Raw genomic sequence first — 23,939 nt, forward strand, 5'->3', positions numbered from 1 at the left:
CCACCACCAACACCCAGCAGGCTGGAAAAGCATTACTCAAGACTTTGGTCAATCGCCCGAAGTCGCTCCCGCCCAATAGCCTCACCAAGCTCCTTACCCTTGAACCCCTTCGCCATCAAAGACCGGGCATCCACTGCACGGGCATCGTCCAAGGCACGTTCCAGTGTCTGGCTAACCTCGGTTCCCGGCCCATCTGGCAGACAGGTCAGGGTTTGCAACAGCAGGCCAAACCTTTCAGGCCGTCGCCACGCATCCGCATGGTTAAACAACTCAAGCACCCGTTCCGCTGTCAAAGAGCGTTCTCCAATAAAAGGCGCCAGCTCAACCACCAGCCGCGCCAGGTCCCGGCAATCATTGGGCGCCTTCAGCGCTGCGGCCCGTTTCGGTGCCTCAGCCGGTGAGAGGGGGTGGAGCAGGGCGGCAAAACGGCACTCTGTGGCCAGCTCCTTTTCAGCAGTAGCGGTCAGGGCCGCCATGGCCTTGCCGAAGGCCTCCTCGTCTCCCGCCAGTTCCGGCATGAGGATGCTGAGGGCCCCGGTTTCCCTGAGTACCTCGAAGAACGTCACAGGGGTGACCTCATGCAGCGCCCGCTGGACCTCCTGCCACACCCGCTCCGGAACCAGGTGCTCTACCTCCCCGTCGGTAACCATCTGCTGCATCAGGGTCATGGTTTCATCGGCCACCCGGAAATCCAGGTGATGAAATCTGGCCGCGAAACGGGCGGTTCTTAGTATGCGTAAAGGATCTTCGGAGAAGGCGTCGGAAACATGCCTAAGTTTACGGCTTTCCAGATCGTTCCGGCCGCCAAAAGGATCCACCAGGGAGCCATCTTCCGCCTGCGCCATGGCATTGATGGTCAGGTCCCGGCGCTTGAGGTCCTGCTCCAGGGTAACGTCCGGTGCGCTGTACACCGTAAAACCGTGGTAGCCATGGCCCTGTTTGCGCTCGGTGCGGGCCAGGGCATACTCCTCCCGGGTTTCCGGGTGCAGGAAAACCGGAAAGTCAGCGCCCACCTGCTTGTAGCCCTTCGCAAGCATCTCGTCGGGCGTGGCACCAACCACCACCCAGTCCCGGTCCTTGACCGGTATGCCGAGCAACTCGTCCCGGACCGCACCGCCAACCAGATAGATTCTCATGGGACCAGGTCCTCGCTGTCTTGGGTCATCAGTGCGGGGATTATGAAGCCGTGTCGGGTAACAGGCAAAACTGCGGGGCAAGCGTGTAGTCCAGGGGGGGCGTGGTCGCGGGCCAGGGGGGGCGGCCAGTCTTTGCCGCTGTCGTCGCTGAATGCGTGCAGATTTCTGGAAAGTATAATCAAATCAATATTCTGAAAAAGTTGGAACAGATCTTTCATAACCCCCTGAAAGCATCTGGCAGTTTAACCGGAGTCTTGTTCATGAAATCAGTGTTAATGGCCGTCGTCGGCTTGATCGTGCTGAGCGGCTGCATGCATGGCGGCTATTATCATTCAGGAAGCGAGGATGATAGCCGCTTTGACCCAATTGTGGTCCGGGTCAGCGGGTTCGGCACCTATGAAGACGCAACCAGTGACCGGCTAAATACCCGCAAGCGCCTGATGGCTCGACGGGCCTCTCAGCTCGATGCCTATCGCAACCTGGCGGAGAGGGTATACGGCACGGTGGTGTACGGTAACTCCACGGTCAGCGATTTTGTGGCTCGCAACGACATGTTCCGTACCTATGTGGACACCTACCTCCGTGGGGCCAAGCTGGTTTCGGTCAACGAGCACAGCGACGGTGTTGTGGAAACCGTTATGGAGCTCAAACTGGAGCGCCGTTTCCGCGAATGCGTTGCCAGGGTGAGTGACCGTAACGTGGCGCGGGTGTGCCCGGCGCCCATGCCGCGGGGCAATGATGCCATCGGTGACGTGGTCAGCCAGGAAGGCACGGACTCTCTCTACTACCTGGATTGACCGCCATGACCTTAACCGCATCCCTGCGCAGCCTGCTGGCAACCCTGCTACTTCTCACTCCCGTGGTGCCGGCCAGCGCGGTTGTCCTTGAGGGAACCGGCATCGCCACCATTCGTGGCGGCGACATGGACACCGCCAGGGAAGAGGCCCACAAGGCTGCCCTGCGAGATGTTGCGCTGCAGTATGACGCCCGCATTCGCAGCGAGGACACCGTAGAAGAGGGAAGGATCACCAATTCACGGCTCACCGTGGCGTCCAGCGCCCGGGCCCGTAATGTGCGTGTCATTGACGAACGCCAGGTTGGCAACGCCCTGCGTATAACCCTGAAAGCGGAAGTGTCCGAAGACGCCGGTAACTGCCACGTAGGCGAAGCCGCCAGCCTGAAGAAAAGGGTGGCAGTCACCGGCTTTACCGTCCAGCACCCGGACCAGGCCCGCCACGGTCGCCTCGATGATGCCGGCGAAGTCTTGCCGCAAATGATACAGGCCCGCCTGCAGGCGCAGGGCAACCTCCAGGTGCTCAAGGCCGCCACTACCCAGCTATACCCGGACGTCACCAACGCCCCGACAGCCCGTCAGTTCGACAACCGACTCACCAACGTCACCCAGGTGGCCCGGGAGTTGGGCGCACAGTTTGTGGTGGCAGGGGTGATTCGTGAAATCGGCGTGGAAGCCCCGGAGGCCTGGGGCAGCTCCGTGTTGCACAAAATTGGCAGAAGCCTCAGCCCAACCAGCCGCGACCGGAGATTCATAGCAGACCTGATGATCTTCGACGGGTTCAGCGGCTCACCGGTCTACCAGAAACGCTATGACACAAGTGGCCAGTGGAATGCCGGGGTCGGCGAGTCCGTCGGCTTCGGTTCCATCGGTTTCCTGAATACCGGCTATGGGGAGGCCGTTGATGGCCTGGTGGATCAGATGCGGGACGACATCCAGAACGCCCTGTCCTGCCAGCCCTTCATGACCCGCATTACCCGCGTTGAAGGCACCAGGGTCACCATGGAAGCCGGTGCCACCTCAGGCCTGCGCCCGGGGGATACCCTGGCCCTCTACCGCAGCTCCACACATTTCGACAGCCTGGGCGCCACCCCGGAACTCAAGGATGCTGATATCGAAGTCACCCTCGACAGCGTCTTCCCCGAATACGCCAACGGTCTCATCCCCCAATACGGCGCCCTGGAAAACATCCAGCGGGGCGATATCGCGATTATCTGGTAGAGCAACCAAAGGGGGCAGCTCAACGGAGCTCAACATACCCAAGGACCCTGGAAAAGGGGTGACCACGCATCCCCTGTTCCGGACTGGACCAAAGTCTGGGGCGCCCCGGGGGTGCGGCGGCGAAAGACCGCCCCACCCCCGGGGCGCCGTGCACCGAACTGTCAGGCTGAATAGTCCAGCCCAATAACAATAATCAGTGAACACTAGCTCCTTTCTTTGGCTTGTTCCCGAACACAACCTGGTAAACATCGCCGTACTGCTTCGCAAAGTGCACCGTAAGCCCGCTCTTCAGGTACTCCGGCAGCTCGTCATAATCCCCCCGGTTCGCATCTGGCAGAATCAGCGTAGTGATCTTCTGCCTGCGTGCCGCAATCACCTTCTCCCGGATGCCTCCCACTGGCAACACCTGCCCGGTCAGGGTCAGCTCCCCGGTCATGGCGATATTCTGGGCCGGCGCCTCCTTCCGGGCGATAGAGAGCAGCGCCGTGGCCATGGTCACGCCCGCACTGGGCCCGTCCTTCGGCGTCGCCCCCTCCGGTACGTGCAGGTGCACAAACGACTTGTCGAAGAATGCCGGGTCGCCCTTCAGTCGCTTCAGGTTTGACGACACATAGCTGTAGGCAATGTCCGCAGACTCCTTCATCACATCACCGAGTTGGCCGGTAAGCTTGAAGCCACGCTGATTACTGTGAATGCGCGAAGCCTCGATGCTCAGCGTGGCGCCACCCATGGCCGTCCACGCCAGCCCGGTTACCACGCCAACACCCTTCAACGCCTTCTCCTTGCGGAAAGCTAGTTGACCCAGGTACCCCTCAAGGTCCGAAACGCCCACCCGTACTGGCCGGTCCGGGTTCTCGAGCAGCTTCACGATGCCCTTTCGAATAATCTTGTGTAACTGCTTCTCCAGGTTCCGCACCCCGGATTCACGGGCATAGCCCTCGATTACCTGGCGCAGGGCCGCATCAGTAATATTGAGTTGCTTCTTCAGCAGCCCGGCCCGCCTCAGCAAGCGGGGCAGCAGGTGATGCTTGGCAATGGCCAGCTTCTCCTCGGTAATGTAGCCGGAAAGGCGAATCGTATCCATCCGGTCCAGCAGCGGCCGGGGAATGGTGTCCAGCTGGTTTGCGGTGCAGATAAACAGCACCTTGGACAGGTCAAGCCGTACATCCAGGTAGTGGTCCAGGAACTCCCGGTTCTGCTCCGGGTCCAGGGTCTCCAGCAAGGCAGAGGCCGGGTCGCCCTGGAACGAGGAACCGATTTTGTCGATCTCATCGAGCATGATGACCGGGTTGGACACCTTGGCATCCTTCAGGGCCTGCACGAACTTGCCGGGCATGGCGCCAATATAGGTGCGGCGGTGGCCCTTGATCTCTGCCTCGTCCCGCATGCCGCCGAGACTGAACCGGTAGAATTCCCGGCCGAGGGCATCAGCGATGGACCGGCCAATAGAGGTCTTGCCCACGCCGGGCGGGCCTACCAGCAACAGGATGGAGCCGGAGATCTCGCCCTTGAAGGTGCCCTCCGCCAGGAACTCCACAATGCGATCCTTCACATCGTTGAGGCCGTCGTGCTCCTTGTCCAGCACCTCCCGGGCATGGGCCAGGTCGAAGTGATCCTCCGAGGTGATGCCCCAGGGCACCTGGGTAATCCAGTCCAGGTAGTTGCGGGTGACGCCGTACTCCGGTGAGCCCTGTTCCAGAACCTGCAGCTTTTGCAGCTCTTCCTCGAACTTTGCCTGCACGTCCTCGTTGGGCTTCAGTTTGTCCATGCGGGCCTGGACGCGTTCGATATCGGCGGTCTTGTCGTCCTTGGCCATGCCCAGTTCCCGCTGGATGACCTTGAGCTGCTCCCGCAGGAAGAACTCCCGCTGGTGCTTCTGCACCTTGTCGTTCACTTCCTCGTTGATTTCCGCCTGCAGGCGAGCGACTTCCTGCTCCTTGCGCATCAGTACCAGCACTTTCTCCATACGACGGAGCAGGGGAACGGTATCCAGCACGTCCTGCAGATCGCGGCCAGGCGCGCTGGTCATGGAGGCACCGAAGTCGGCCAGGGGCGAGCTGTCGTCCGGCCCGAAGCGGGACAGGTACTGTTTTACATCCTCGCCATACAACGGGTTGGAGCGCAGCAGTTCCTTGATGGCGCTGATAATGGCCAGGGTATAGGCCTTTAACTCGTCCGCGGGCTCCTCCGGTTCTTCCGGGTACTCCACCTCCACCAGGTAGGGGGGCTTGCGGCGTAGCCACTGGGTGATGCGGAAGCGGGCCAGGCCCTGGGCGATGAACTGGACCTTGCCGCTGTCTTCCTGGGCGTGGTGAACCCGCACCGCGCAGCCCATGGTCTCCAGCTCGTCGCTGCCGGGGATATTGCGCTCCGGGTCCGGATCTTCCACGTAACAGATGCCCAGCATGTGGTGGTCAGTGTCGCCCACCCGCTTGAGGGTCTCCTGCCAGGGGTCCTGGTTCACCATGACCGGCTGCACCTGGGCCGGGAAGAACGGCCGGTTGGACACCGGAATGACATACATGCGCCGTGGCCGGGCCTCCCCGGGCAGGATCAGGCCCTTGCCTCTGTTCTCTTCAGTGCCGATGTATTCGGCGATGTCTTCCTGTTCCGGTGCATCGTTACGAGTTTCGTCGGCCATGGTGTCCTCATAGTCTCGATGGCAGAGGGCCGGTGGACCTATACCAACCGGCATCCGGGTACGCTTATCCGTCCTATGTAGCGGCGACGATCTGGAATTCAAGGCTTTAGCGCATTGTCTTGAATTTGCCGGCTCAGGCACCATGTAGGTCTTAGATTTTCGAACCTTCTAACCGGATCAGGACAGGTACCCGACCCATGAGCAATTCGCCGTTCATCTTTGAAGCCACCATCGACAACTTTCAGGAAAAGGTCATGGATGTGTCCGCCACCACCCCGATCCTGGTGGACGTATGGGCGGACTGGTGCGCCCCCTGCAAACAGTTGATGCCGATCCTGGAAAAACTGGTGGAGGAATATAACGGTGGCTTCCTGTTGGCGAAGGTCAATGCGGACGAGCAACAACAGCTCACCGCCAGCCTTGGCGTGCGCAGCCTGCCCACCGTGATCCTGGTAAAGAACGGCCAGGCAGTTGATGGCTTCAACAGCGCCCTGCCGGAAGGGGAAGTGCGCAAATTACTCGAGCCCCACGTGGAAAAGGCAGAAGACCAGGAGGCCCCTTATGATCAGGCCCATCGCCTGTGGGAAGAAGGGGACCTCGAAGGTGCACTGGCAATCTTCAGTCAGCTTAACCAGCAAAACCCCGACGACCTGAAAGTGCTGATTGACCTTGCCCAGATCAAGGCGGAACAGGGCGACCTGGACACGGCCGAACAGGTACTGGAAAGCCTGCCCCCGGAAGAGAAACTGCAACCCAAGGCGAAGCAGCTGGCGGCGCGCCTGAAAATTCTCCGTCAGGCCGGCGAACTGCCCCCCATCAAGGACCTGGAAATGGCACTGGAGCAGGACCCGAACGACCCGGATGCCCTGCACCAGCTATCAATGCAATACGCACTGAATGACCGTAATGCCGAGGCCATGGATCTGCTGATTCGCCTGATGCAGACCAACCCTGCTTACAAGGACGGCATTGCCAAGACCTCCCTGGTGGAACTGTTTGAAAAGCTGGGGAACAACAATCCGGATGTGCGCACCTATCGGCGGAAGCTTTATGCGCTGATGCACTAACGGGTCTGCTCCGACCAGTTCATGGCTTGCCTTTAACCTGCCCCCTCCCGTCAGTGCTGATGGAAGGGGCAGGTGTTTTTCCGAAAATGTAAATTCCTGCAAAACTTCGCTCCCAGACACAAAAAACAGCATCAAAATGACATCAATTTGTCATGTTGTTGTGGTGGCCAGCATTTCCCCGCGATAAAATAGTCGTTTCCTATAGATTGGTTCAGGCGTGCGTGCTTGTCATGCCAGCCGTCGCGGTGTTCGACGTCCGTTACCATGCGGAAGTCTCCGGTCGAGCCAGTTTTGATTTCCTGACCCTCAGTACGTGTTGCCATTTCCCCAGATGAAATATCAATCCCGCTTTCGTCAGCTGTCATTGCTTTTATTCAAGTGCTTTCTGTTTTCCTTCAGCATACTGCTGGTTTCACGCTACCTGTTTTTTATGCATATACAGGCCGTATTGCCAGAAACGGGGGTTGATGATGACATCTGGAGGGCTTTCTTTGTTGGCGGGCGTTTTGATGCCAAGGTCACTGCGATAGTCTACTCACCCCTTTTGTTGAGCGGTCTTGTCGCCGCCGCGTTTCATGGTGCTTACCAGCGCTGGTTAAAATTTGTGGTCGGCTACCATACGGTTGTGGCAGCACTCTATGTGGTCGGGTGTATATGCAATTTTTATTACTACACGACCTATGGCACCTATATCGACCTGTTTGTTTTCGGGTTATGGGAAGACGACTCTGCCGCCGTGCTTGTCAATATCTGGGAAGACTACCCGGTGGTACGTGGTTTTCTCGTAGCCTTCCTGGTTGGTGCGCTGGCGTACATGGCCTCCCGGTGGTTCCTCCACAGTCCGTTGGGCCGAATAAACCCTCAAGCCTATTGGCACTGGAGCGTTACGTCACTGGCGGTAGTCGCTATTTTCCTGTCCACCTTTGTGACGGCGCGTGGAACCCTTGATAACCACCCCCTCAAGCGCTATCACGCCAGCGTTTCCCAGTACAAACCGCTGAATATGATCACCCCGAATGTATTCATGGCACTGGACTGGGCAACCTCTGACTACCAGAAGCAGCGGCGCTTTGAGCCGGTTGCCGAAGCCGCACTGAATGCCCAGATGGAAAAAGTGCTCGGCCAGCAGACCCCGGTTTACCACACGCCGGAGAATAAGTACCTCCAACAGAACCCGCCCCATGTGGTTGTGGCCATGATGGAGGGTATGGGTATGAATATTATGGTGGAAGACAATCCGCCGGTTAACGACCTGCTGGGAAGCCTTCGCCCCCATTTCGAAGATGGGTTTCTTTTCCAGCGCTTTTTGGCAGGCACTTCCGGGACCATCGACAGCATTGTAATGACACTGTTTCACAGTCCGGTGGCGACCATCAGTCATTCCTCGGTCCAGAATATTCCCTTGCCGGGTTCCGCTGTTCTTCCTTACAAACAGGCAGGGTATGAAGTGGCGTTCCTGTATGGTGGAAATGGCATGTGGCGCAACCTGGCCAACTACCTTCCTGTCCAGGGATTTGACCGTGTCTATGATGAAAACGACATTATTGAGGCGATTCCGGAGGCGGCTGACTATTCAGGTACCTGGGGCGTGCCTGACGGCTTTCTGTTCCAGTTTGCCAACAAGGTAATGGAAGAGGCGGATAAACCGACCCTGCTCTTCATCATGACCATCACCAATCATTCGCCGTACAAGGTGCCGGAAAACTATGAACCCGGGCCGACGAAAATCAGCGACCGGTTTGCCGCCAGGGCCGAGTATGAAGGCGAGCAGGCGAGGGTGCTCCTTGAGACGTTTCAGTACGCTTCTGATGCGTTGGGCCAGTTCATGGAGCGTATCAAACAGTCAGCGACCCTGGGTGACAAGACGATTATTGCGGTAACCGGCGATCACCGCGTGCGGAATCTGAGTACAGATGAACCCACGGAATATGGTCTTACCTTTGCGGTGCCATTCTTCCTGCACGTGCCGGACCCGGTCCTTGAAAATACGTCACACAGGTATGACCCGATGCGCATCGGGTCGCACCGGGATATTTTCCCTACGCTGTATCATTTCAGCCTGTCAGACCGTGACTATATTACCCTTGGCGGCGAAAACCTGCTGGACCCGGACGGCGTCAGTAACGTGGGGTTCAACCTGAAGCGCAGTATCAATGAGCATGGAGCGTTCAGCAACGACCGCTCCGGGCTGTATTATCCCTGGCATGGAGATAATCCCCTGCTCAATCAGCAGCAGCCTGAAGAGAGCCAGCCATTCGATGCTGGATGGGCCGAGGAATATCATCGACTGATGGATTATTACCTTCGTTCCCAGGTACTGGCCACAACGAGCGTGGCAGAAGGGTAGGCCCAGGTCTTTCCAGTAGCGTCTGCGGGGCGGCGACTGGCCGATCCCCGGCCCTGCCAGGGCTGAGCCAAAACCTGGCAGGGCTGTGGTTTATCGGAGTAGCGGTTCAAGGTACCGGCCGGTATGGGAGCGTTTGTTATTCGCAACTTCTTCCGGTGTTCCCTCCGCAATAATCTCGCCCCCGCCGGAGCCGCCTTCCGGCCCCAGGTCGATGATCCAGTCGGCGGTCTTGATCACATCCAGGTTGTGCTCGATGACCACAATGGTATTGCCGTGGTCCCGCAAGCGTTGCAGCACCGTCAACAACTGCTGGATATCGTAGAAGTGCAGGCCTGTGGTGGGCTCATCCAGGATGTACAGGGTCTTGCCGGTATCCCGCTTTGACAGTTCCCGGGCCAGCTTGACGCGCTGGGCCTCACCGCCAGACAGGGTGATAGCACTCTGGCCCAGGCGGATGTAGGACAGGCCCACGTCCATCAGGGTTTGCAACTTACGGGCGAGGAAGGGCACCGGGTCGAAGAACTCCCGGGCTTCTTCCACCGTCATCTGCAACACCTCGTTGATATTCTTGCCCTTGTAGCGCACTTCCAGGGTTTCCCGGTTATAGCGCTTGCCCTTGCACACATCACAGGGCACGTAGATATCCGGCAGGAAGTGCATCTCCACCTTGATCATGCCGTCGCCCTGGCAGGCCTCGCAGCGGCCACCCTTGACGTTGAAGCTGAAGCGGCCTGGCTTGTAGCCGCGGCTGCGGGCTTCCTGGGTGCCGGCGAACAGCTCCCGGATGGGGGTAAAGATGCCGGTGTAGGTGGCCGGGTTGGACCTTGGAGTCCGGCCGATGGGGCTCTGGTCTATATCGATCACCTTGTCCAGGTGCTCCAGTCCGTTCATGGACTTGTACGGGCCATGGGTCAGGCTGGTGGCCTTGTTCAGTTTCGTGGCCGCCACCGGGTACAGGGTACCGTTGATCAGCGTTGACTTGCCGGAGCCGGACACCCCGGTGATGCAGGTCATCACCCCAAGGGGCAGTTCCAGGTCCACGGATTTGAGGTTATTACCGGTGGCGCCCGTCAGGGTCAGGGTCTTGCCGCTGCCCTCGTTGCGGACGGCAGGTACGGCAATTTCCTTCGCTCCGCTCAGATATTGCCCGGTAAGGGAGTTTTCGTTGCCGATGATATCCGCCGGGGTACCCTGGGCGACTACATGGCCGCCATGTACGCCGGCCCCGGGCCGATATCCAGCACATGGTCGGCGGCGCGGATGGCATCCTCATCGTGCTCCACCACGATGACGGTATTGCCCAGATCCCTCAGGTGGGTGAGGGTGGCTAGCAGGCGGTCGTTGTCACGCTGGTGCAGGCCGATGGAGGGCTCGTCCAGGATGTACATCACACCCACCAGGCCGGCGCCGATCTGGCTGGCCAGACGGATACGCTGGGCTTCGCCACCCGACAGGGTATCGGCGCTGCGCTCCAGGGTCAGGTACTCCAGCCCCACATTTACCAGGAACTGCAGTCGCTGGCGGACCTCCTTGAGGATTTTCTCGGCAATCTCGCCCTTGCGGCCCGGCAGTTCCAACCCATGGAAATAGTTGAAGGCATCGCCCACCGGCATGTAGGTGATGTCCGGCAGGTTATGCTCGTCGATGAACACATGGCGGGCACTGCGGCGCAGGCGTGAGCCGCCACAGTCCTTGCAGGGCTGGGTGCTCAGGTGCCGGGCCAACTCTTCCCGCATGCTCTGGGACTCGGTTTCCCGGTAGCGGCGTTCCAGGTTCGGCAGCACCCCTTCGAACGGGTGCTCCTTCTGCATGATGTGGCCCCGGGAGTTCACATAGCGGAACGGAATATCCTCCGTGCCGGAGCCAGAGAGTACGACGTTCTGGAAATCTTCCGGCAAATCCTCAAACGGCGTATCCAGGTCAAAGCCATAGTGCTCGGCCACGCTGGTGAGCATCTGGAAGTAGTACACAGCACGCCGGTCCCAGCCCCGGATCGCACCTTCGGCCAGGGTCGCGGCGGGGTTATGGACCACCTTCTCCGGGTCAAAGAACTGGCGCACGCCTAGACCGTCACAGGTCGGGCAGGCGCGGCCGGGTTGTTGAAAGAGAAAATGCGCGGTTCCAGCTCGCTCAGGGAATATCCGCACTGGGTACAGGCATAGCGGGCGGAGAAGGTGATGTCCTCGGCCTTGCCGTCCATGTCTGCCACCAGGGCAATACCGTCAGCCAGCTCAAGGGCGGTCTCGAAGCTCTCAGCCAGTCGCTGCTCCAGTCCTTCCTTCACCTTGAAACGGTCCACCACCACGTCAATGGCGTGCTTCTTTTTCTTGTCCAGGGGCGGCACATCATCGATATCGTAGACGTAGCCGTCTACTCGCAGGCGGATAAAACCCTGGCTGCGCATGGTGTCGATCACCTGCAGGTGCTCACCCTTGCGGTCACGGATCACCGGCGCCACGATCATCAGCTTGCTGCCTTCGGGCATGGCCAGCACCTGGTCCACCATCTGGCTGACGGTCTGGGCTTCCAGCGGCTGGCCGTGGTCCGGGCAGCGGGGCTCGCCGGCACGGGCGAACAGCAGGCGCAGGTAATCGTAGATCTCGGTGATGGTGCCCACGGTGGAACGCGGATTGTGGGAGGTGGACTTCTGCTCGATGGAAATGGCCGGTGACAGACCCTCGATGTGGTCCACGTCGGGCTTCTCCATCATAGAAAGGAACTGGCGGGCATAGGTGGAGAGCGACTCCACATAGCGCCGCTGGCCTTCCGCGTAGAGGGTGTCGAACGCCAGGGAGGACTTGCCGGACCCGGACAGCCCGGTAATGACAATCAGCTTGTCCCGGGGCAGCTCCACATCGATATTCTTCAGGTTGTGCGTACGCGCGCCTTTGACCTGGATGGTCTCCATAGTGCTCCTCTGGCGATTTCGGTTTTGACCGGCGAGTCGGGGCGGGCCGGCAGCCCGGATTTGTCCCGGAAAATACGCCAGTATAACGGCTTCGGGTCTGTGGCCAACCTCACTGGACCTTATCTGGGGCCAGGGCCGGGGATTACCATGTCAGGGTTTCCCGAGGTGCGTCCCCCGCGTCCAGCAGTATGTCCGGGGGTAATTCCTCCAGGGTGGTGGGGGTTTCAGACGGGTCGTCCGACAGGTCCACGATGATTTCCACGCGTCGGTTCAGTGCCCGGTTTTCCGGCGTCGAGTTGGGCTGGCGGGGGCGGGTTGAGGCCAGACCCATTACGCGAAAGCGGTCCTCATCCAGGGGCCCGGCCTCGATCAGCGCGTTGGCGACCGCTGCGGCCCGGTCTGCAGAGAGGTTCCAGTTAGACTGGTAGCGGCCACTGCTGATCGGAATGTTATCGGTGTGGCCTTCCACGGTCAGGTCGCCGGGTATCTCAGTGAGAACCTTGCCCATGCGGTAAAGCAGGTCCACCAGGGCGAAGGTCAGCTCGGCGGACCCGGACGGGAACGAGCCTCGCTCCTCGATTCTCATAACGATCTGCCGTTTGCCCGGTTCGGCTCGGACTTCCAGTTGGCCCGATGCGATTTCCTCACGCAGCGCGCTTTTCAGCCGCTCTGCGTAGTCATTGACCTTGCTGTTATCAGCTTGGTCGCCAGGCTGTGTGGCGGGCTCCCGTTCGAGGAAGGGTTCCTTCTGGGTCGTGGACTGGCGGATTTCATCGAGATCCGTTGGCTCGGGCTTGCCGGGGGTGAAGTGCTGGAATACCGGGCTGGTCCCCTGGGGGATTTCCACGGCCGGAACCTCCCGCTGTACACCGAAGGCCTTGGCCATTTCCTGCGCGATCTGCTTGAACTTCATGGCGTCAATCTCTGAAAACGAGAGCAACAGCACGAAGAAGCACATCAGCAACGACATCAGGTCGGCAAACGTGACCACCCAGGCGGGCGTGCCCGTGGATTCCTCTTCCGGCAACTGATCCATGAACTCAGGCTCCGCTCTCTGCCACCATCTCGCGCTTGGCCGGTGGCAGGTAGCTGGACAGCAACTGTTCGATAACCCGCGGGTTCTGGCCCTGCTGGATCGCCACCAGTGCATCCGAGATCAGTGACTGCATGCGGGCCTCTTCAGTGAGCCTGAGTTCCAGTTTGTCGGCAATCGGGTTGGCCACCATGGTGGCGATCATGGCCCCATAGAGGGTGGTCAGCAGGGCGACAGCCATCGCTGGCCCGATGGTCTTGGGGTCTTCCATGTTGGAGAGCATCTGCACCAGGCCGACAATGGTGCCAATCATGCCCATGGCGGGGGCAACGTCGGCAAACGCCCTGAATACCTTGGTGCCCCAGCGATTGCGGTCGATGGTCAGCAGGCGTTCCTTGGTCAGGAGTTCGTTGATGACGTCTGCCTGCTGCCCATCCACGAGGTGCTGGATGCCCTGGGCCAGGTAGTCGGAACTGGCTTCACGTCCCTCCAGGTTCAGCACGCCCTGTTTGCGGGCGATGTTGGCGATGTCCACCAGCTCTTCGATCAGCTCTTGGGTGTCCGGCAGTTTAAAGGAAAATGCCCGACCGGCCGCCTTAAGGGCCCCGAAATACTGACTGAAGCTGAACTTGGCCAGCACTACCGTGAGACTGCCCAACACGACGATTAGCACCGACGGGACATTGAAAAAAACCTCTGACGAGGCCCCGAGAACAATTGCGGCACCGATGATGACCGCACCGCCGACCAGGCCGATCAGAGTCGCCAGATCCATAAACGAACTTCCTGTAGTGAAAAGGTGGACGAATTGTAAGCAAACTGTACGGCAAGATACAGTGAACCGATGTCAATTACGGCAGGCTCGTAGCAACCGATTAACACAGGTTCCTGTGAGTCATGTTCTTTCCAGCGATAATTTCACGTCCCTAATCTGTTAGACTTGGCGGCTTTGAACCAGACCGTGACCTGAAGATGAACTATTCGGAACGCCGCGCCGTTGCCGCACTTGCCTCCGTCTACGCCATGCGCATGCTGGGCCTGTTCATGGTGCTGCCGGTTTTTGCCCTGCTGGGGCCGGAACTGACTGGCGCAACGCCCGCCCTGATCGGCCTGGCCATCGGTGTCTACGGGCTGACACAGGCCTGTTTACAGGTACCGTTTGGCGCCCTGTCAGACCGTCTCGGGCGCAAGCGGCTTATCTATATCGGATTGGTGATATTTGCAGCGGGCAGTTTGCTGGCAGCAGCTTCGGATCATATTCACGGCGTTATCGCCGGGCGGGCGCTGCAAGGGGCTGGCGCTATCGCCAGCGTATTGATGGCCCTGGTAAGCGATCTTACCCGGGCGGAGCAGCGCACCAAGGCCATGGCCAGCATCGGGGTCACCATTGGCCTGTCATTTTCCCTGTCACTGATCATCGGGCCGCTGCTGGGGCAATGGGCTGGCTTGTCTGGTATTTTCGGGCTCACGGCAGTGCTTGCGCTTGTCGCCATGGTCATTGTCTGGAAACTGGTGCCCAATCCACCGGCCATGGTTACGGAAGGCGAGCACCTGCCCGCCCGGGCCATGCTAGGCCAGGTGCTGGCGGACCAGCGCCTGTTGCGCCTTGATTTCGGCATCTTTGCCCTGCACCTGGCACTGACTGCGCTGTTTATCCAGGTTCCGCTTTTGTTGTCTGATCGGCTGGGACTCCCCCAGGGTGATATGTGGTGGTTCTACCTGACGGTGATGGTGACCTCCTTCTTTGCCATGGTGCCCTTCATCATCATCGGTGAGAAAAAACAGCAGATGAAAGTGATTCTCTGTGGAGCGGTTGCCTTGCTTGCACTGGCTACGGTAGCGCTCTGGCAGTGGTCAGCTTCCCTGACGACGGCCTGGTTCGGGCTGTTCTTCTTTTTTATGGCATTCAACCTCCTTGAGGCAAGTCTGCCGTCGCTGATCAGCAAGGAGTCACCCGCAGGGGCCAGGGGTACGGCTATGGGGGTGTATTCCACCTCACAGTTCTTCGGGGCCTTTCTCGGTGGTGCCGCGGGCGGAGTGTTGGCCGGCTGGGGTGGTGCCGATGGGGTTTTCGGGCTAATGGTGCTGGTGCTGCTGGCCTGGCTTGTGGTGGCCGTCACCATGCCGGCGCCCCGCTATCGTGACCGGGGTGGACACGTGGTAGAGTTAGACCCAACAGACGCTGACGAAGGAGCGTCAGACATGAACAGAGACAGAGCAGGGGTGAAACATGGCACGAGGTGTTAACAAGGTCATTCTGATCGGCAACCTGGGGCAGGACCCGGAGACCCGCTATACGCCGAACGGCAATGCGGTCGTAAACCTGAACCTGGCTACCGATGAAAGCTACAAGGACCGCCAGACCGGTCAGATGGTGCCCAAGACTGAATGGCACCGCATCGTCATGTTCGGCAAGATCGCCGAAGTGGCTGGTCAGTACCTGCGCAAGGGTTCCAAGGTTTACATCGAAGGCAAACTGCAGACCCGCAAATGGCAGGGTCAGGACGGCCAGGACCGCTACACCACCGAAGTGGTAGTGGACATTAATGGCCAGATGCAGATGCTGGACAGCCGCGGTGCCGGTGGTGGCATGGACCAGGGCGCCCCCCAGGGCCGTCCCCAGCCGCAACCACAGCAAAACCAGCAACCGCCGCAGGGCAATTACGGTCAGCAGAGTGGCCAGCAAGGCGGTGGCTATAACCAGCCAGCCGGAGGCCAGGGTAATATGCCCGAGCCGGTGGACGATTTTGACGACGATATTCCGTTCTAATCCGCCCAGGCAGGGAATTTAAGCTGGTACCGGTAAAGCCTCCACAGTTGGAGGCTTTTTCGTAACTGATTGGTCAGGACTCTTGGTTTTAAACTTGCTGGAGACTTCCAACTGGACAGGCTTCGGCGTTTACGTCAGTGCTCCTCCACCTCCGGATGGTCCATTCCCAGTTCATTGATCTTCCGGGTCAGGGTATTCCTTCCCCAGCCCAGCAGGATCGACGCGTCCCGCCGGCGGCCGCCGGTGTGCTTGAGGGCGGTTTCGATCATGATCTTCTCGAACTCGGGCACCGCCGTGTCCAGGATGCCCTTCTTGCCCCGGCGCAGTTCGTTCTCGGCCCAGTTGCGCAGGCCTTCCTGCCAGGTCTGGCCGGTAGCCGGGGTTTCCGCCTGCTGCATCAGCTCCGGGGGCAGGTCATCGATGTGAACCTCGCGGCCACTGGCCATCACCGTCAGCCAGCGGCAGGTATTCTCCAACTGGCGGACGTTGCCGGGCCAGGGCAGGGTGGTGAGGTATTCCTCGGCTTCCGGGCGTAACAGCTTCGGCTCCACAGACAGCTCCTTCGCTGCCCGCTTGAGGAAGTGCTGCATCAGCCGTGGGATATCTTCCCGGCGCTCGGCCAGCTTGGGCAGGTGTACGCGGATCACGTTCAGGCGGTGGAAAAGGTCTTCCCGGAAGCTGCCTGCCTCGACCAGTTTTTCCAGGTCCTGGTGGGTGGCCGCAATGATACGCACATCCACCTTGATAGGGGTTGTGCCGCCAACCCGGTAGAACTCCCCGTCAGCGAGTACCCGTAACAGCCGGGTCTGGGTGTCAGCGGGCATGTCGCCGATCTCGTCCAGGAACAGGGTGCCACCGTTGGCCTGTTCGAAGCGGCCCTGGCGGGCAGCACCGGCTCCGGTGAACGCACCTTTCTCGTGGCCAAACAGTTCTGACTCGATCAGGTCCTTGGGAATGGCAGCCATGTTCAGGGCAATGAACGGATGGGTGGCCCTGGGGCTGTGGTTGTGCAGGGCCTGGGCCACCAGCTCCTTGCCGGTGCCGCTCTCACCGTTGATCAGAACGGTGATGTTGGAGTGGGCGAGTCGACCAATGGCCCGGAAAACTTCCTGCATGGCCGGGGCTTCGCCGATGATCTCCGCGTTACGGTGAGGTGACTCGGTGCTGGGCTCTGAAGTGGCGCGGCGTTCGTGGCTGTGGGCGACCGCGCGCTTGACCAGTGCCACGGCGTCATCCACATCGAAGGGCTTGGGCAGGTACTCGAAGGCACCACTCTGGTAACTGGTGACCGCACTCTCCAGGTCCGAGTGTGCGGTCATGATGATCACGGGTACGTCCGGGTGCTGCTCGACGATCCTGGTGAGCAGTGCGATGCCGTCAATGCCGGGCATGCGGATATCGCTGATAATGGCGTCCGGTTCCTCATGTTCCAGGCGCATCATGACACTATCGCCGTTTTCGAATACCCGGGGCGCCATCCCGGCCTGGGTCAGGGCGCGTTCCAGCACCCATCGGATGCTGCGATCATCATCGATGATCCAGACGTTTGCCGGTTGACTCATCACGAGGTCTCCTCCAGCGGCAGAAAGATAATAAAGTCGGTCTTGCCGGGCTCGCTCTCACACTCAACCAGCCCACGGTGCTGTCCGATAATGCTCTGGGTAATGGACAGTCCGAGGCCGGTGCCACTCGCCCGGCCACTGATCATGGGGTAGAAGATGTTCTGGAGCAGGTCCGGGGGAATCCCCGGCCCGTTATCAATAATGTCGACGCGGCACACCAGTCGGTGGCGCTTCTGGCCGATGGTGAACTGGCGCAGTACCCGGGTTCGGAAGGTAATCGTGGGCGGCTCATCACTGCAGGGGCCACCATGGTACTCGAAGGCAGCTTCCATGGCATTGCGGGCAATGTTGAGGAATGCCTGTATCAGCTGTTCCTTGTCGCCGGGAAACTCCGGCAGGCTCACATCGTAATCGCGGCGGAAGGTCAGGCGACCGCGGCTCTCGGCCTCCAGAAGGGTGCGTACCCGCTCCAGTACTTCATGGATATTGGTGGGCGCCAGTCGCAGTGCCCGGTTCGGGCCCAGCATCCGGTCCACCAGGCTGCGCAGGCGGTCCGCCTCGTCGATGATCACCTGGGTGTATTCTTTCTGGCCGGCGTCAGAGAGCTCCCGGTCCAGTAACTGGGCAGCGCCGCGGATGCCCCCCAGCGGATTCTTGATTTCGTGGGCCATGCCCCGTACCAGTATGCGAGTGGCCTCTTGCTGGGTCAGCAGGTCTTCCTCCCGGCTTATGCGTATCAGGCGGTCACGGGGCTGGATTTCAAGGAGCAGTCGGTCCGGGCCTGCACCAAAAGGGGTCACGGAATAATCCACGGTCAGCCGGTTGCCGGTGGCCAGCAGGAACTCGGCCTCCCGACGGGTATAGGTCTGCCCGGTTTCGACGGCCGTCTGCAGGGTGTCAAGGGACTGGTCTGTTTCCAGTAGCAGCCCGGCCAATCGAAGTCCCCGCACTCGCGACAGGCTGGTTTCCAGCATGCTCTCGGCAGCCGGGTTCAGGTAATCGATCCGCAGACTGCTGTCCACCACGATCACCGCCGTGGTGAGGTTATCGAGAATGCTTTTGTAGTCCGTAACCGCTGCCATGTAGCTCCCTCAGTCGCTGAACCCTGCGCCATTTTTCGCTCGGCTGTCAGCCCTGTCTGTCGGCCATACTTTGTCTCTGCCTGGTTCTGCGAAACCTTTCGCCTGCATTCCCCCGGCTGTCACCCAGTTAAATTGCAAAAACCGATCCAGAATTGAGCCAGAACTGAGATAGCATCGCAGTTTATTGCCGAACAGGCGCCCAGAATGCGCTATTTGCGGGCAAGGGCGCTCAGGGCGGAAGAAAGAACCGGTGCGTTCAGGGCCCTGCTGACAAGGTCCGTTGCACGGAACGCCCTGTCCCTGACCAGAGTATGGTCTCTAAATGGTGCAGGAGCACTAAAATGGTGCAAAAGATGGGTTTTAAGGGGTGTGCCTGGAGGAGGGCAGAGGAGGTCTGGCGGAGGTTTCGCGCGGCTGTCCGGCTGGACGGAAAACCGCGCAAGCCGATGTGTCAGTTCAGAACGGAGGGACGATGGATGGTAAAGGTGATGGAGTCGCCGGTGAACACCCGCTCGCCCTCGGCGTTAATCACGTTTACACCGGCCTTGTGAGTGCCACGGAAAACGTTGCTGACCGAGACAGTTCCGGAGCTGGTCTGCCCCACAGGCTGGCCATCGAGGGTGATCTCGAAGCGGTGCCCCCTGCGAAGGGCCGGGTCACTGGCAACCTGGAATTGCACATTACCGCTGCCGCTGTGGAAAGCCTCGTCGTCATTAGGAGCCAGGAAGGTTACGGAGTCATAGGCATCCTGGTCGCCGATTTCACCGTCGTCTTCCTTCATTTGCTTCCTGACGGTTTCCGGCTTGGGCATTGTGATGGTGGTCACCGGCTTGACGTCCAATCGCTCGGCCTTGCCCTGGGGGTCATCGGTGAAGGTAACGTTGCCATCCTTGTCTACCTGACGATAGACCTCGGCCTGGGCCGGCAGGGAAAGAAATGCCGTTGCGACGGCAGCAATCAGGAACTGAGCTTTCATATCCGGGACCTTTCTGTGGACCATGGCCGGATTATCGGCAGACGCGGGATGCAATGCAATGGAGCATCCGTCGCCTTAGGTTACGGTGAGGTAAAAGTCACAAAAAAAGCCCCGCGCATGGCGGGGCTTTGAGTCGTCACTACTGCGCGAAGCAGCGCTCAGACCTCACCGGTCTTAGCAGGAGTAGTACAGCTCGAACTCAACCGGGTGGGTGGTCATGTTCAGGCGCTCTACTTCGCCGCGCTTCAGGTCAATGTAGCCGTTGATCATGTCTTCGGTGAACACGCCGCCACGGGTCAGGAACTCGTGGTCTTCCGCCAGGCAGTCCAGGGCTTCCTGGAAGGTTTCGGCCACGGTGGGAATTTCCAGCGCCTCTTCCTTCGGCAGGTCGTACAGGTCCTTGTCCATGGCATCGCCCGGGTGGATCTTGTTCTGGATGCCGTCCAGGCCGGCCATCATCAGGGCCGCGAAAGCCAGGTACGGGTTGGCGGACGGATCCGGGAAACGCACCTCGATACGACGGGCTTTCGGGCTGCTCACGTAGGGGATCCGGATGGAAGCGGAACGGTTACGGGCCGAGTAGGCCAGCATGACCGGTGCTTCAAAGCCCGGCACCAGGCGCTTGTAGCTGTTGGTGGAGCTGTTGGTGAAAGCGTTGATGGCCTTGGCGTGCTTGATGATACCGCCAATGTAGTAGATGGCCATTTCGCTCAGACCGGCATAGCCGTCACCAGCGAACAGGTTCTTGCCATCCTTGTTCAGGGACATGTGTACGTGCATGCCGGAACCGTTATCGCCAACCACCGGCTTGGGCATGAAGGTGGCGGTCTTGCCGTAGGCATGGGCCACGTTATGCACGCAGTACTTCAGGATCTGCACTTCGTCAGCCTTGCGGGTCAGGGTGTTGGCGCCAACACCGATCTCACACTGGCCAGCGGTACCCACTTCGTGGTGATGCACTTCGATTTCCAGGCCCATGGATTCCATGGCGGCACACATGGCGCCACGCAGGTCGTGCAGGCTGTCAACCGGTGGAACGGGGAAGTAACCACCTTTCACGCCCGGGCGGTGGCCGATGTTGTTGCGCTCGAAGTCTTCGCCGGATACCCAGGCGGCTTCTTCAGAGTAGAGTTCGTACATGGCGCCTTTCATGTCGACAGCCCACTTGGCAGAGTCGAACACAAAGAACTCGGGCTCAGGGCCGAACAGGGCGCCTTCGGCGATTCCGGTGGACTTCAGGTATTCTTCGGCACGCTTGGCCACCGAGCGGGGGTCGCGCTCGTAACCCTGCATGGTGGAGGGCTCCACGATGTCACAGGTGATGTTGACCGTGGTTTCTTCGGTGAACGGGTCCAGCACGGAGGTTTCGTCGTCCGGCATCAGGATCATGTCGGATTCATTGATCCCCTTCCAGCCGGCGATTGAGGAGCCATCGAACATCTTGCCTTCTGTAAAGAAGTCCTCGTCCACTTCGGTGGCCGGCAGGGTCACGTGCTGCTCCTTGCCGCGGCTGTCAGTGAATCGCAGGTCGATCCATTTGACTTCGTGTTCCTTGATCAGATCAATTGTCTTGGACATTGTGCTTACTCCGTAAGTTAACCCGTGCTGCGGGTGTTTTTCGGTGTTCGTTATGCCGGATCGTTCAGCGATGCTGAGGTCCGATCTGTTGCTGCAGCAACCCGGGGATATCAAAAGTGCCAGGGTCGCTCTGACATTCGGCTGTCCTGAGTGAATGCAATGTGCTTGCCAGTTTTTCGTCGGCGCGCCACAACGGCGCAACTACGGCCCTTCCGGGGACGGCTCCCGCTCCGCGGTGGGGCAGTGCATGCCAGTTATACAGGTTTTGTGCACCAAAGAGGTGCAATATTGCCTGCGAATGATCCTTTGTAGTGCAGCTTGCCGTGTCTTGCACCGAAACAGGATAGGCGTTTTTCTTCATATAAACGACATCGACTTTGCTATATACTGCGCGCGCAATTTCTCCTCACTGCCTATCTTCCACGGTGGGGCACCGGCTGCAATGCCGGTCATGCCGGGAGAGTATTCATTTTCAGATTTGAGATGGCATGTCGGCGACCGCATCTGCGGCCCGTACGCGCGACCCTCTCAGGTCACCAGACATGCCACAGGAATTTTTTTGTGATTGATAAGTTAAGAAACGTTGCCATTATCGCCCACGTTGACCACGGTAAAACCACCCTGGTAGACCAGTTGCTGCGCCAGTCCGGCACCCTTGACCGTAAAGAGCTCGAGAGCGAGCGGGTTATGGACTCCAACGACCAGGAAAAGGAACGTGGTATCACCATCCTGGCCAAGAACACGGCCCTGAAATGGCACGACTACGACATCAACATCGTTGACACCCCTGGCCACGCCGACTTTGGCGGTGAGGTTGAGCGGGTCATGAGCATGGTGGACAGTGTGCTGCTGGTGGTGGATTCCATCGACGGTCCCATGCCCCAGACCCGCTTTGTCACCCAGAAGGCGTTCGCCGCTGGCCTGCGCCCCATCGTTGTGGTCAACAAGATTGACCGCCCGGGCGCCCGTCCTGACTGGGTTGTGGACCAGGTGTTTGACCTGTTCGACAACCTCGGCGCCACCGACGAGCAGCTGGACTTCCCCATTGTGTTTGCCAGTGCGCTCAACGGTATTGCCGGTATGGAGCACGAAGCGCTGGACGACAACATGGACGCGGTGTTCCAGGCCATTGTTGACCATGTTCCCGCCCCGGACGTCGACCCGGAAGGCACCTTTCAGATGCAGATCTCCCAGCTGGACTACAACAGCTTCCTGGGGGTAATCGGCATCGGCCGCATCATGCGTGGGCAGGTAAAAACCAACACCCCGGTTGTGGCTGTTGGCGCCGATGGCAAGAAGCGTAACGGCCGTATCCTGAAGATCATGGGCCACTCCGGCCTTCAGCGTGTGGAAGTGGAAGAGGCCCAGGCTGGCGATATCGTTTGTGTCAGCGGCCTGGATCCGCTGTACATCTCGGACACCCTGTGTGACCCCAATGCCGTTGAGGCCCTGCCGCCGCTGACTGTGGACGAGCCCACCGTATCTATGACCTTCCAGGTCAATGACTCCCCGTTCGCCGGCAAGGAAGGCAAATACGTCACCAGTCGCAATATCAAGGAGCGTCTGGAAAAAGAACTGCTGCACAATGTCGCGCTGCGAGTTGAGGAAGGCGAGTCCGCCGACAAGTTCAAGGTTTCCGGCCGGGGCGAACTGCACCTGTCCGTTCTGATCGAGAACATGCGCCGGGAGAATTTCGAGCTGGCCGTGGGTCGCCCGGAAGTGGTGATCCGCGAGATTGACGGCAAGAAGCAGGAGCCCTACGAGAATGTCATCGTCGACATCGAGGAGCAGCACCAGGGCCCGGTGATGGAGCAGATGGGCCTGCGTAAGGGCGACCTGACCAACATGATCCCGGACGGCAAGGGCCGCATACGCCTGGAATACACCATTCCGGCCCGCGGTCTGATCGGTTTCCGTAACACCTTCCTGACCATGACTTCCGGTACGGGTATCCTGACCTCCACCTTCAGCCACTATGGTCCGCTGAAAGAGGGCGCCATGGGCAGCCGTCAGAACGGTGTGCTGATTTCCATGGCCAAGGGCACGGCGATGACCTACTCCCTGGAAACCCTCCAGAGTCGCGGCAAGCTGTTCCTGGAGCCAGGCCAGGAAATCTACGAAGGCCAGCTGTGCGGCATCCACAGCCGTGATAATGACATCGTGGTGAACCCCACCAAGGCCAAGAAGCTGGACAACATGCGTGCCTCTGGCAAGGACGAAGTCATTGCCCTGGTGCCGCCCATCAAGTTCACCCTTGAGCAGGCGCTGGAGTTCATCGACGACGACGAGCTGGTGGAAGTGACGCCGAAGTCCATTCGTTTGCGCAAGAAGTTCCTCACCGAGAACGAGCGTAAGCGGGCTGGCAAGAAGTAAGGCGCGGATCTGCCACGCCCTTCGACAGGCTCAGGGCGAACGGAGCTTATCTTCCGTTCTCCTTGAGCCTGTTCTCGGTCTGCCTTGAGCCTGTTCTCGGTCTGCCTTGAGCCTGTCCTCAGTCTGCCTTGAGCCTGTCCTCAGTCTGCCTTGAGCCTGTCCTCCGCCCGCCTTGAGCCTGTCCGCCGTCTGCCTTAAGCCTGTCTTCCACCCGCTTTGAGCCAATCCTCTCGTCCGCCCTGAGTCAGTCACCCTCTCAGCCCTTAACCAATCCCCCGATCGCCCTGAGTCAGTCACCCTCTCAGCCCTCAGCCAATCCCCCCGATCGCCCTGAGCCTGTCGAAGGGCCGTAGATTCCATGGAATAAAAGCCTTTGCAGACATCGCGAGGGACAACATCTACCCGACTGTATTTCCTACCCCTGTCTCCGCTAGACTCCTTGTGGTCACGAC

Annotated in this window: 16 protein-coding genes and 1 pseudogene; 7 read left to right on the top strand and 10 right to left on the bottom strand. The window is 59.7% G+C overall.

What is annotated here, in order from left to right:
• Positions 1–32 precede the first annotated feature (32 nt).
• Entirely contained in the window at positions 33–1,136 is a 1,104-nt protein-coding gene (locus LJ360_RS04480; RefSeq protein ID WP_264995402.1) for a multifunctional CCA tRNA nucleotidyl transferase/2'3'-cyclic phosphodiesterase/2'nucleotidase/phosphatase, read from the bottom strand.
• Between the two features lie 311 nt (positions 1,137–1,447).
• On the opposite strand from LJ360_RS04480, the gene LJ360_RS04485 reads away from it, so the two are divergent.
• Complete coding sequence (locus LJ360_RS04485; protein WP_264995992.1) at positions 1,448–1,933, top strand: LPP20 family lipoprotein; 486 nt, start codon at positions 1,448–1,450, stop codon at positions 1,931–1,933.
• Between the two features lie 5 nt (positions 1,934–1,938).
• Complete coding sequence (locus LJ360_RS04490) at positions 1,939–3,150, top strand: flagellar assembly protein FlgT (protein ID WP_264995403.1); 1,212 nt, start codon at positions 1,939–1,941, stop codon at positions 3,148–3,150.
• Positions 3,151–3,343: 193 nt separating this feature from the next.
• Here LJ360_RS04490 and lon read toward each other — a convergent pair whose 3' ends face one another.
• Positions 3,344–5,791 (bottom strand): endopeptidase La, encoded by a 2,448-nt coding sequence (gene lon, locus LJ360_RS04495; RefSeq protein ID WP_264995404.1) that lies wholly within the window; start codon positions 5,789–5,791, stop codon positions 3,344–3,346.
• 197 nt (positions 5,792–5,988) lie between these two features.
• Here lon and LJ360_RS04500 point away from each other — a divergent pair, with 197 nt between their 5' ends.
• Complete coding sequence (locus LJ360_RS04500; RefSeq protein WP_091851110.1) at positions 5,989–6,858, top strand: thioredoxin family protein; 870 nt, start codon at positions 5,989–5,991, stop codon at positions 6,856–6,858.
• A 131-nt stretch (positions 6,859–6,989) separates the two neighbouring features.
• Here LJ360_RS04500 and LJ360_RS04505 read toward each other — a convergent pair whose 3' ends face one another.
• Positions 6,990–7,223 (bottom strand): hypothetical protein, encoded by a 234-nt coding sequence (locus tag LJ360_RS04505; RefSeq protein ID WP_264995405.1) that lies wholly within the window; start codon positions 7,221–7,223, stop codon positions 6,990–6,992.
• A 65-nt stretch (positions 7,224–7,288) separates the two neighbouring features.
• Between LJ360_RS04505 and LJ360_RS04510 the strand changes: the two genes are divergently transcribed.
• Entirely contained in the window at positions 7,289–9,205 is a 1,917-nt protein-coding gene (locus LJ360_RS04510; protein ID WP_264995406.1) for an LTA synthase family protein, read from the top strand.
• A gap of 90 nt (positions 9,206–9,295) precedes the next feature.
• On the opposite strand, the pseudogene uvrA reads toward LJ360_RS04510, so the two are convergent.
• The 3 genes and pseudogenes from uvrA to pomA form a co-directional block, all read right to left on the bottom strand.
• A pseudogene (gene uvrA, locus LJ360_RS04515) lies at positions 9,296–12,113 on the bottom strand (excinuclease ABC subunit UvrA).
• A 142-nt stretch (positions 12,114–12,255) separates the two neighbouring features.
• Positions 12,256–13,149 (bottom strand): MotB family protein, encoded by an 894-nt coding sequence (locus LJ360_RS04520; RefSeq protein WP_091851119.1) that lies wholly within the window; start codon positions 13,147–13,149, stop codon positions 12,256–12,258.
• Between the two features lie 4 nt (positions 13,150–13,153).
• On the bottom strand, positions 13,154–13,921 hold the full coding sequence (gene pomA / locus LJ360_RS04525) for a flagellar motor protein PomA (protein ID WP_091851123.1): 768 nt from the start codon (positions 13,919–13,921) through the stop codon (positions 13,154–13,156).
• Positions 13,922–14,118: 197 nt separating this feature from the next.
• Here pomA and LJ360_RS04530 point away from each other — a divergent pair, with 197 nt between their 5' ends.
• A complete protein-coding gene (locus tag LJ360_RS04530) occupies positions 14,119–15,393 on the top strand; it encodes an MFS transporter (protein WP_091851126.1) in 1,275 nt (424 codons plus the stop codon).
• The gene (ssb, locus tag LJ360_RS04535) at positions 15,377–15,916 is read left to right on the top strand and encodes a single-stranded DNA-binding protein (RefSeq protein ID WP_091851130.1); all 540 of its coding nucleotides are present in this window, start codon (positions 15,377–15,379) and stop codon (positions 15,914–15,916) included. The genes LJ360_RS04530 and ssb overlap by 17 nt, the downstream gene beginning before the upstream one ends.
• 134 nt (positions 15,917–16,050) lie before the next feature.
• Here the strand turns inward: ssb and ntrC are convergent, their stop codons facing one another.
• The 4 genes from ntrC to glnA form a co-directional block, all read right to left on the bottom strand.
• Positions 16,051–17,478, bottom strand: coding sequence for a nitrogen regulation protein NR(I) (gene ntrC / locus LJ360_RS04540; protein ID WP_264995407.1), 1,428 nt, complete (start codon positions 17,476–17,478; stop codon positions 16,051–16,053).
• Positions 17,478–18,560: a nitrogen regulation protein NR(II) gene (glnL, locus tag LJ360_RS04545; protein ID WP_091851136.1), complete on the bottom strand. Its 1,083-nt coding sequence runs from the start codon at positions 18,558–18,560 to the stop codon at positions 17,478–17,480. Before glnL ends, ntrC begins: the two co-directional genes overlap by 1 nt.
• Positions 18,561–19,011: 451 nt before the next feature.
• The gene (locus LJ360_RS04550) at positions 19,012–19,536 is read right to left on the bottom strand and encodes a DUF4124 domain-containing protein (RefSeq protein ID WP_091851139.1); all 525 of its coding nucleotides are present in this window, start codon (positions 19,534–19,536) and stop codon (positions 19,012–19,014) included.
• Positions 19,537–19,710: 174 nt separating this feature from the next.
• On the bottom strand, positions 19,711–21,114 hold the full coding sequence (gene glnA / locus LJ360_RS04555; RefSeq protein ID WP_091851141.1) for a glutamate--ammonia ligase: 1,404 nt from the start codon (positions 21,112–21,114) through the stop codon (positions 19,711–19,713).
• A gap of 561 nt (positions 21,115–21,675) precedes the next feature.
• Between glnA and typA the strand changes: the two genes are divergently transcribed.
• Positions 21,676–23,487, top strand: coding sequence for a translational GTPase TypA (gene typA, locus LJ360_RS04560; protein ID WP_264995408.1), 1,812 nt, complete (start codon positions 21,676–21,678; stop codon positions 23,485–23,487).
• The last annotated feature ends 452 nt before the right edge of the window (positions 23,488–23,939 follow it).

This window comes from Marinobacter sp. AN1, from assembly GCF_026013985.1.
GTDB lineage: Bacteria > Pseudomonadota > Gammaproteobacteria > Pseudomonadales > Oleiphilaceae > Marinobacter > Marinobacter segnicrescens.

Coding starts and splice junctions, on each gene's coding strand:
- LJ360_RS04480 (WP_264995402.1), bottom strand. CDS start 1,136: ATGAGAATCTATCTGGTTGGCGGTGCGGTCCGGGACGAGTTGCTCGGC.
- LJ360_RS04485 (WP_264995992.1), top strand. CDS start 1,448: ATGCATGGCGGCTATTATCATTCAGGAAGCGAGGATGATAGCCGCTTT.
- LJ360_RS04490 (WP_264995403.1), top strand. CDS start 1,939: ATGACCTTAACCGCATCCCTGCGCAGCCTGCTGGCAACCCTGCTACTT.
- lon (WP_264995404.1), bottom strand. CDS start 5,791: ATGGCCGACGAAACTCGTAACGATGCACCGGAACAGGAAGACATCGCC.
- LJ360_RS04500 (WP_091851110.1), top strand. CDS start 5,989: ATGAGCAATTCGCCGTTCATCTTTGAAGCCACCATCGACAACTTTCAG.
- LJ360_RS04505 (WP_264995405.1), bottom strand. CDS start 7,223: ATGACAGCTGACGAAAGCGGGATTGATATTTCATCTGGGGAAATGGCA.
- LJ360_RS04510 (WP_264995406.1), top strand. CDS start 7,289: ATGCATATACAGGCCGTATTGCCAGAAACGGGGGTTGATGATGACATC.
- LJ360_RS04520 (WP_091851119.1), bottom strand. CDS start 13,149: ATGGATCAGTTGCCGGAAGAGGAATCCACGGGCACGCCCGCCTGGGTG.
- pomA (WP_091851123.1), bottom strand. CDS start 13,921: ATGGATCTGGCGACTCTGATCGGCCTGGTCGGCGGTGCGGTCATCATC.
- LJ360_RS04530 (WP_091851126.1), top strand. CDS start 14,119: ATGAACTATTCGGAACGCCGCGCCGTTGCCGCACTTGCCTCCGTCTAC.
- ssb (WP_091851130.1), top strand. CDS start 15,377: ATGGCACGAGGTGTTAACAAGGTCATTCTGATCGGCAACCTGGGGCAG.
- ntrC (WP_264995407.1), bottom strand. CDS start 17,478: ATGAGTCAACCGGCAAACGTCTGGATCATCGATGATGATCGCAGCATC.
- glnL (WP_091851136.1), bottom strand. CDS start 18,560: ATGGCAGCGGTTACGGACTACAAAAGCATTCTCGATAACCTCACCACG.
- LJ360_RS04550 (WP_091851139.1), bottom strand. CDS start 19,536: ATGAAAGCTCAGTTCCTGATTGCTGCCGTCGCAACGGCATTTCTTTCC.
- glnA (WP_091851141.1), bottom strand. CDS start 21,114: ATGTCCAAGACAATTGATCTGATCAAGGAACACGAAGTCAAATGGATC.